The organism is Photobacterium sp. OFAV2-7 (assembly GCF_022347985.1).
Classification (GTDB): domain Bacteria; phylum Pseudomonadota; class Gammaproteobacteria; order Enterobacterales; family Vibrionaceae; genus Photobacterium.
Map to the genome: position 1 here is coordinate 1 of NZ_JAKRFQ010000244.1, position 6116 is coordinate 6116.

Consider the following 6116-nt stretch of genomic DNA (forward strand, 5'->3'; position numbering starts at 1 on the left):
GGTCGTCCTCATATTCTTGACCGTATCAAGAACAATGAGTACACCTATATCGTGAACACCGCCGAAGGGCGTCAGGCGATTGAAGACTCGAAAGTACTTCGTCGCGGCGCGCTGGCCGAGAAGGTGAACTATACCACTACCCTCAACGCAGCCTTTGCGACTTGCATGGCCTGGGCTGCCGATGACCGTAATAAGGTGACATCGGTACAGGAGCTTCATGCTCGTCTTAACAACGCCTAACGGTTGTTGTCGATACTAATGAGCAGCCCGCCTTGTGCGGGCTGTTTTATTTTTGGCACTTGAGCACGGCATTTATATTTTGTGTCAAATTCGCGGCTGATACTGCTTGAACTGATAACTTAATTGCGTACAATTGGCGGCGTCGCATAAGCGATAAATTTTTTGGAGACTTTAATGAACGATACCGACCATCCCCCGAGTATGAAGGTGGAAAATCAAACCCGCTAGCGGTGTCGGTCTCCTGTGATTCCGAACCGGCCCGGGTTCGGAATAGTATGTCTTTGTATCTTCTCTTCTTTGATACCTTTTCTGACAAACCATTCCTGGTTTTCTTGCCTATTTCTCAATATTGAATGTCGCTAATTTGTAATGAATGACAGGCTTTATGCTGTCGGCTATCTGGGCTTATTTGATGCCCGGTTCCGGTAGTATTCGGCACATTTATGCTGTTGTATAGCGCCATTCTGGTGGTCGTTACCCATGCCTAGTCTGAAAGGGTAGGCATTGCCAATCGGGAGATTCGCCATGGCGGTAATGAACTATGCAGCTCAGTCTGTAGCTGCAACAGAAAATCTTGGTCAGAACGATGTTCTGGCAGTACGTAATGCTTTTTTGAAATACAACATTGAAGAGCAGGCCACTCTGCTGGCGAGAATGCCGATTTCAGAGGCGATTGCGGTATTACATGAGTGTCCGTTGCGTCATGTCCAGACGCTGCTGGATTTGCTGGATGAGAGGAACGAGCACGTCCGGATGCGTCATTTGGCCAACGGGCTTGGCTTGATCTGCTCTGAAGCTGAACCAGCCGGACACTACCTGAAAAACAGTGTGTTCAGTCATGTTCGCGAGCGTATCGGCTGGATCGTCGGCTTAGCATTGCTGGGGATTGTCTCGGGCCTCATCATCTCTCACTACGAGGACACCTTGAGCCAACTGGTATTGCTGGCAATTTATATGCCGGTGATCGCTGCAGCCGGGGGAAACACCGGCTCTCAGGCTGCCACTTTGGTCATCAGGGCATTGGCGATGGAAGAAATACGCTGCCGGGACTGGGTGGCTGTGATGTGGAAAGAGTTCCGGGTCGCGATTGTGATAGCTGCGGTATTGGCCGTGGTGATTGTCGGCCGGGTGCTGATGTTCAGCGATGGTACAGCTCTGCCGATGGGGATGCAGTTGCATGATATTGCGCTGGCTATTGGTATGGCTATATCGTTGCAGGTTGTCCTCTCGACGACTGTCGGTGGTATCTTGCCAATGATAGCGAGGGCTTGCCGACTGGATCCGGCTGTGCTGGTCAGTCCGGTGCTGGCTTCGGTGGTTGATATTACCGGGATGATGATCTACTTCACCACAGTAAACTGGATGTTAGGTCTGGCGTAAGTTTTGTGCCCCTATAGTAGGGGCAAAAACATCGAGGACGCTGTTTTTATCCCCTCCCTTTTTCAAGGGGAGGGTTAGGGTGGGGTTTAAGGTAAAGCTACCCCCCTTGAAATGAGGAAGAGCATTCTCTTTTTAACGTTTTGAGAGTGCTCCACTCATGCTGCTAAAAACTCTCATATAAGCTTCGATAAAGTTCGCGCTCAAAATGCTCAATGGGCGGTGCGACTTTCGGGGCCCCTTCTTCTGGTTCTTCAGGGTGGTAGTTGGTCACGAACTGGACGAACAGTAACTGCTTGCCAGATTGGGCCGTGATGAGCCCGGCAAGGTTGTAGGTGCCGAACAGCGAGCCGCTCTTGGCTGCAATCTTGCCCTGGAGCGGTTGGTGGCGAATGCTCTGGCGGTAGTGCAAGGTCCCGCTTATTCCGCTTACCGGCAAGGTGCTGAGTAAGTTGAGCTGCTTGTCATTCTGGTAGAGGTAAGTGATCACTTCCATCATCTGGGCCGCCGAAACCCTGTTATTGCGAGACAGGCCGGAACCATCGACCAGTACGGCCTTGCTTAAATCAATCCCCGCTTTTTCATTCAAGATCGCCTTGATAGCGGCCACTCCATTGCTAAAACTGCCCGGCTGCTTGAAATATTGACCGCCAAGAGTCTTGGCCAGATTGTCAGCGATCAGGTTGTCGGAGTCCTTGACCATAGTATCGAGTAACAAAGGCAGTGGGTCGGACTGATGACGGGCTATGCGTTTGCCCCGGGCCGTATCATCACGAACGATTTTACCGTCAAAGCGAATACCGGCGAGCTTGAGCTCGCGACGGATCACAGCCCCGGCATAGAGCTCGGTGTTTTGCACGGCGAAGTTAAGGGGCAGCGGTTGGCTGCGTTTAGGTAAGCACCCACTTAGCTGGTAGGTATTGCTATTATCGGCAACCAGAGTTAAGTCGCAGTAGCGTGCTTTTTGTTGTTCCTTGCTGACAATTACCGCATCTGTCGTGACCCTGACAGGCTGGTGGGCAGGCACATTAACTCGTGTTATCTGGCCAAGGGCCTTGTTGCTGTATAGGGCACCTTGCACGCAATTATGTTCCAGTGAGATGCTGCTGGCAGGGGCGCTGTAGCAAACCCCGAGAATATCCCAGGGCCATCCTGGTGCCCGCTCATATCCGCTAAATACAGCCCCATTGAGCACGATGTTTCCTTTTACCGTGTTGATTTTAGCTTTTTTTAGCTTGGCCAGCAGAGCGGCCAATTGCGGGCGAGACAGGGTCGGATCGCCGCTAAAGCGCACGATAATATCGTCTCCGATTTGCTCTAAATCGGTTGTAAAGCGGAAGCTGTCGCCAAGGTAGAGTTTGGCTGCCAGTGCCGTGAAGAGTTTTTGGGTACTGGCTGGTGCCTGTAGCTGCTTTTCTCGTTGGGAGTACTTCACCTGGCCGCTAGCCGGATCGACAACAATCAGGGCGGCATCATGGCCTCCGGGTAAGTGTTTGATTGCAGGCTGGGGAGAAAAGTTGGCAAGTACAGGCTGGCTAAGCAGCAGGCCTAGCAATAGGGGAAATACACGGAGCATTAAGTTAATAACCATATGAAAGTCGTTTAACCATCATATCGCAAAAAGGCGCCGACCCGAAGGTCAGCGCCCTTATTAGCATGTAGCCTTGCTAATCCAGTCGGGATTAGAAGTCGTAACGTGCACCCAGTACGAACTCGTCAGATGTCTTCGCTTTAGTGATGCCAACAGTAGAGTCTGTGTCTAGGTTGTTGAACTTGTATGAAGCGTAAGTACGGAAGTTCTTGTTGAAGTAGTGAGTCGCGTCAACAGCGATTGAATCACGTAGATCCTTGTCGTTGTTTGAGTCTTCCAGGTAGTTGTAAGTCGCGATGAATACTGTATCGCCCATCGTGTAAGATGCAGCAAATTCGTAACCCTTAGACTCTTCAACGTTCAGGCCGTGTACTTCAGTGTTTTCTGCGTCCTGGTATAGGCCGGCAAAGTAGAAGTCGCCGATAGTGTAAGAAATTGCACCGAATGCCTGCTTGCCAGTTTCAGTGTTTAGGGCTGCCTGACCGTCCTGCTCGCCGTAACCCGCACCGAATGCCAGGCCCATGTCCATAGCGTACATTGCAGCAAGAGAGTAGCCGTCAACATCGTAAGTACCGTTAGCGTTTTCATTTTCGCCAGTGAACACATAGTTTGCTTTGACTGTCAGGTTGTTGCCTGAAAGGTCAAAAGAACCAACGTAAGCAAGGTTGTTACTTGTACGGTCAGCAGCAGCAAGCTTGTTACCTGCTTCGTTACCGTGGAAAGCCATGATATCAGTGAAGTCTGTCAGCATGCCCAGAGAGCCGTCAGTTTTACCGTAGCGAACCTGGCCGAACTCGCCGCCGATACCTGCGTTGATGTGACGGTTATCAACATCTTCACCATCTTTGTATTCGCCTTCCCAGAAACCGATACCATAGATGTCTTCAGTGATATCAGTTTTACCTGCGATATTTACACGAACACGAGATGCGTCAGTAACTTTGCTGTCACCCGCTTCGTTATCTGCCATTACCATACGAGCTTCAAAACGGCCGCCTACTGCCAGGCTAGAAGTTTCGTCAGAGTATACTTCTGCAGCTGTTGCTGCGCCCGAGATTGATGCTGCTGCTACTGCCAAAGCAATCAGTTTCTTGTTCATTGTCGAATCCTTTTGGAATTATTTTGTTGTATGCATGAGAGTGCTAAATGCATGGTGTTCTTTTTACTGGTTATTGTGGGCAGACAGTTAGTAAAAAAAACTGAAAAATACTTTTCCGGAATACTTTTTGGTGTTTTTTGGTTCTAAAATGTCTTTTTTATCAGATGTTTATATTTGGGTGGGAAAGTTCTCTACTAAGATGAGCTTTTAGTTGTCTTTAGAAGTGATTGATATTTTCTTGTGGTACTTATTTTGTAAGATTAATTATATTTGTGAACTAATCCACATTAAAATCGGTCAGGTTCCTGTAGGAAGAAAAGCCTTATATTACTGGAGACAGTATCTAGGGTGATCTCTTGCTCATCTTTGTTTAAAATGAATTCTGTTCCCTATTAACGATGTTGGTTCAGCATGGAGCTGGACTAGCTTTTTTTTGCCCAAAATAGTGCTAGGTACTATACGGGGTTTGAGGTAAGTAAAGTTATGGATAAGGTTCCAATGACGGTACGCGGCGAGAAGATGCTGCGTGATGAACTGGATGCATTAATGAAGCGCCGTCCTATTATCTCTCAGGCGATTGGTGAGGCCCGTGAGTTGGGCGACCTGAAGGAAAATGCCGAGTACCATGCTGCACGTGAAGAGCAGGGTATCTGTGAAGCGCAGATCCGTGATATCGAATATAAACTATCGGTTGCTCAGGTGATCGATGTCACCAAGATGGAGAACACCGGCAAAGTTATCTTTGGTGTGACTGTGACGCTGATTGACGTTGATACCGAAGATGAAGTTCAGTACCAGATTGTTGGTGATGATGAAGCTGATATCAAGGCGGGACGGATCTCGGTCAACTCGCCGATTGCACGTGGCCTGATTGGCAAAATGCAAGACGATGAAGTGGTCATTACCACGCCTGGTGGTCAAAAAGAGTTCGAAATTGCGGAAGTGTCGTACATCTAATTGATTGCCGATGTGATTATATTGTTAGTGAATGTAACAACGGATTGCGGTAGATAGTGGCGCTCCGTGCCATTATCCGGGTGTAAAAAAGGCCGCGTCGGCGGCCTTTTTTATTTGCGAGGAAGTTCGATTTTACGCTCTTCGCTCGGGCGGTAAAGAACAAGTGTCTTACCGATAACTTGTACTTTTTCTGCTTTCGTTTCACGAACAATTGCATCGACGATCAAAACTTTTGTTTCGCGTTCTTCTGCAGCAACCTTAACCTTGATAAGTTCATGGTGGTCAAGCGCGAGTTCGATTTCGGCCAGAACCGCTTCTGTCAGGCCGTTTGCACCCATAAGGACAACAGGCTTTAGGTTGTGGGCAAGACCCTTCAGGTATTGCTTCTGTTTGGTGCTTAGGTTCATGGAGACTCTATTTTTTGGTGATAAGGGTTGAAAACACGGTATTCTAACGCCATCTAGTCTAGAAGACTAATTTGTTTAGTATACGTCACTGTAAAGTGGTCGAGTATACTTTATAAGTACGCTAACTCATTAGGTAAATCATGAGTCGAAAAAAACAATCGGGGAGCTCCGGACGTTGGCTGAAAGAGCATTTTGATGATAAATATGTTCTGGAGGCACAGAAGAAAGGCTACCGTTCTCGCGCTATCTTTAAAATTGAAGAGATTCAAAATAAGGATAAACTGCTAAAGCCCGGAATGACAGTTGTCGATCTGGGGGCGGCACCGGGGGGCTGGTCACAATATGCTGCTGAGGTAGTTGGTGATGAAGGACAGGTGATTGCCTGTGACATTCTGCCTATGGATTCACTGCCGGGAGTGAGCTTCTTGCAAGGTGATTTCCGCGA

7 protein-coding genes are annotated in these 6116 nt (G+C 48.5%); 4 read left to right on the plus strand and 3 right to left on the minus strand.

Annotation, left to right across the window (positions count from 1 at the left end; genetic code table 11):
- Together MHN01_RS13480 and MHN01_RS13485 are read left to right on the plus strand one after the other, a co-directional pair.
- Positions 1 to 240, plus strand: a 240-nt coding sequence (locus MHN01_RS13480) for a hypothetical protein (RefSeq protein WP_239411819.1), incomplete at its 5' end; no start/stop codon positions are given.
- 525 nt (positions 241 to 765) lie between these two features.
- On the plus strand, positions 766 to 1620 hold the full coding sequence (locus tag MHN01_RS13485) for a magnesium transporter (RefSeq protein WP_239411820.1): 855 nt from the start codon (positions 766 to 768) through the stop codon (positions 1618 to 1620).
- Positions 1621 to 1783: 163 nt separating this feature from the next.
- Here the strand turns inward: MHN01_RS13485 and dacB are convergent, their stop codons facing one another.
- Together dacB and MHN01_RS13495 are read right to left on the minus strand one after the other, a co-directional pair.
- Positions 1784 to 3193 (minus strand): serine-type D-Ala-D-Ala carboxypeptidase, encoded by a 1410-nt coding sequence (gene dacB / locus MHN01_RS13490; RefSeq protein ID WP_239411823.1) that lies wholly within the window; start codon positions 3191 to 3193, stop codon positions 1784 to 1786.
- 106 nt (positions 3194 to 3299) lie between these two features.
- Positions 3300 to 4307 (minus strand): porin, encoded by a 1008-nt coding sequence (locus MHN01_RS13495; protein ID WP_239411821.1) that lies wholly within the window; start codon positions 4305 to 4307, stop codon positions 3300 to 3302.
- Positions 4308 to 4790: 483 nt separating this feature from the next.
- Between MHN01_RS13495 and greA the strand changes: the two genes are divergently transcribed.
- On the plus strand, positions 4791 to 5264 hold the full coding sequence (gene greA / locus MHN01_RS13500) for a transcription elongation factor GreA (protein WP_239411822.1): 474 nt from the start codon (positions 4791 to 4793) through the stop codon (positions 5262 to 5264).
- Between the two features lie 110 nt (positions 5265 to 5374).
- Here the strand turns inward: greA and yhbY are convergent, their stop codons facing one another.
- Positions 5375 to 5671: a ribosome assembly RNA-binding protein YhbY gene (gene yhbY / locus MHN01_RS13505; RefSeq protein ID WP_007464838.1), complete on the minus strand. Its 297-nt coding sequence runs from the start codon at positions 5669 to 5671 to the stop codon at positions 5375 to 5377.
- 140 nt (positions 5672 to 5811) lie between these two features.
- Between yhbY and MHN01_RS13510 the strand changes: the two genes are divergently transcribed.
- On the plus strand, positions 5812 to 6116 hold a 305-nt coding region (locus MHN01_RS13510), incomplete at its 3' end, for an SAM-dependent methyltransferase (protein ID WP_304622854.1).

Coding starts and splice junctions, on each gene's coding strand:
- greA (WP_239411822.1), top strand. CDS start 4,791: ATGGATAAGGTTCCAATGACGGTACGCGGCGAGAAGATGCTGCGTGAT.
- MHN01_RS13495 (WP_239411821.1), bottom strand. CDS start 4,307: ATGAACAAGAAACTGATTGCTTTGGCAGTAGCAGCAGCATCAATCTCG.
- MHN01_RS13485 (WP_239411820.1), top strand. CDS start 766: ATGGCGGTAATGAACTATGCAGCTCAGTCTGTAGCTGCAACAGAAAAT.
- dacB (WP_239411823.1), bottom strand. CDS start 3,193: ATGCTCCGTGTATTTCCCCTATTGCTAGGCCTGCTGCTTAGCCAGCCT.
- yhbY (WP_007464838.1), bottom strand. CDS start 5,671: ATGAACCTAAGCACCAAACAGAAGCAATACCTGAAGGGTCTTGCCCAC.